This is a genomic window from Variovorax sp. 01T439_2 (assembly GCF_056398445.1).
Window position 1 is genome coordinate 1 of record NZ_JBFTPJ010000977.1, and the last position, 2,132, is coordinate 2,132.

Genomic DNA, 2,132 nt, shown 5'->3' on the forward strand with positions numbered 1-2,132 from the left:
AGGGAAGCTCGCCACAGCCCGCCCCTCGGCGTTGCGTTCCTTGTGCGTGCGGACGCACGCACGGCGTCGCGCGCCTTGATGGGCGGGCTGTGGCGAGCTTCGCGACCCCTTGCATAGCGTCAACAGGCCCTAGACCCTGCCGTAGGCGAAGCCGCTCAGCGCCGACGTGCCTTCGATCTCGTCGATCACACGCAGCAGCGGCGTGAGCTCCATGTAGCGGCTGGCGGTGGAGCGGATGTAGGCGATGAAGCGCGGCGTGTCCGCCAAATAGCGCGGCTTGCCGTCGCGCAGCGTGAGGCGGGCGAAGATGCCGGCCACCTTGAGGTGGCGCTGCAGCCCCATCCATTCGACCGAGCGGTAGAACGCGCCGAAATCGGCATCGACCGGCAGCTTGGCCTTGCGCGCGGCTTCCCAGTAACGAATGGTGACGTCGAGCACGAATTCCTCGTCCCAGCTCAGGAAGGCGTCGCGCATCAGGCTGGCGATGTCGTAGGTGATCGGGCCGTAGACCGCGTCCTGGAAGTCGAGCACGCCGAGATCGGCAGCCGAGCCGCCGCCGGGCCGCCCCAAGGCGGCGAGCGCCCCCTCGGGGGGCAGCGAGGACACGCCAGTGCCGAGCGTGGGGGCCACATTGACCATCAGGTTGCGCGGCATGAAGTCGCGGTGCACGTAGACGCTCGGCGAGGCCAGGTTGCTCTCGACGATCAGCCTGAAGCTGCGTTCCAGCCGCTCCTTGAGCTGGCCCTCCACCGCGATGCCGCGATGCCGCCCGATGTACCACTCGGGAAAAAGCGCCAGTTCGCGCTCGAGCAGCGCCCTGTCGTAGGGCGGCAGCACGCCTGGCCTGGAGGCCAGCTGCCAGCGGATCAGCGCATCAATCGCCTGGTTGTAGAGCGGGCGGCTGGCGTCGGGCCGGGCCGGATCGATCACGTCGAGCATGGTCTCGCGGCCCAGGTCGTCGAGCAGCAGGAAGCCGTGGGCCCGGTCCCACTCGAGCACCTGCGGCGCGGTCACGCCGGCCTCGGCCATCAGGCGGGCGACCTGCACGAAGGGCTCGCTGTTCTCCTTGTCGGGCGGCGCATCCATCACGATGCGGCTGGCGGCGCTCCCCGTGGCGTCGATGCGGAAGTAGCGGCGAAAGCTCGCATCGGCGGACGCAAGGCGCACCGTCTCGGGCCGCAGGCCGTGCGCGGCGCCGATGCCGGCCAGCCAGTTCTGGAACGCCGCGGCCCGCTGCGGATCTGCCCAGAGAATGGCCGTGGCGGAGGGTGTGGGCTCGGAGGCCGGGAGCGGGGGTGCTGTCATGGATAATCGATTCTACAAATCCGCCTGGCGCGGCAACTCCTGCGGTCCTCCCTGGTCGAACAGAGTTGCCGCCGGCTCCTGCAACCTGCCGGCCTGCCGCGCCGTCCTCCCGACGATCCTTCGTTCCTGACCGATGCCTACGACCCAAAGCCCCCACGCTTGGCACCCTGTGCACTCGCAGCCCTCCCCAGGAAGACTGCGGACCTTCTCCGGAACGATGCGGCGGGAGGCCTGATGAGGCGGCGCGTTGCCTTGCGGCGTTCCGGCCCGCCCCTGCCATTGGCCCTGTTGTCGCTGGCGCTGCTGCATGCGCACGGCGCCTCGGCCCAGCCGGCCGGGGGCCTCGATGGCCCGCTCACGCTCAAGCGCACGCCGCAGCTGACCGAAACGCTGCCGCCCGCCGAGCGCAGCCAGTTGCCCAGCCTGATCACCGGCGACCGCCTGTCGGGCCGCCAGGATCTCGAAACCGTGGTCGAAGGCCATGCCACGCTGCGCCGCGGCGAAGTCGCCATCACCGCCGACCGGCTCGAGTACTACCAGCCCGACGACCGCGCCAGGGCGCGCGGCAACGTGCGCGTCAACCAGGCCGGCAATGTGTACGAAGGCCCCGAGCTCGAGCTCAAGCTCGAGACCTTCGAGGGCTTCTTCAACAACGTGCGCTATTCCTTCCTTGCCACCGGCGGACATGGCGAGGCGCAGCGCATCGATTTCGTCGACAGCAACGTGTCGGTGGCCCGCACCGCCACCTACACCACCTGCCGCCGCGAGGACTTTCCGGGCTGGATGCCGGCCTGGCTGCTGTCTGCAGCCACGCTGACCACCGACAC

The 2,132-nt window shown here is 69.6% G+C and carries 1 protein-coding gene and 1 pseudogene; one reads left to right on the top strand and one right to left on the bottom strand.

What is annotated here, in order from left to right; translation table 11 throughout:
* Positions 1-129 precede the first annotated feature (129 nt).
* Complete coding sequence (locus AC1DOC_RS30675; protein WP_478080263.1) at positions 130-1,305, bottom strand: aminoglycoside phosphotransferase family protein; 1,176 nt, start codon at positions 1,303-1,305, stop codon at positions 130-132.
* Positions 1,306-1,584: 279 nt separating this feature from the next.
* Between AC1DOC_RS30675 and AC1DOC_RS30680 the strand changes: the two are divergent.
* Positions 1,585-2,132: pseudogene (locus tag AC1DOC_RS30680) on the top strand (LPS-assembly protein LptD); the annotation flags it as partial.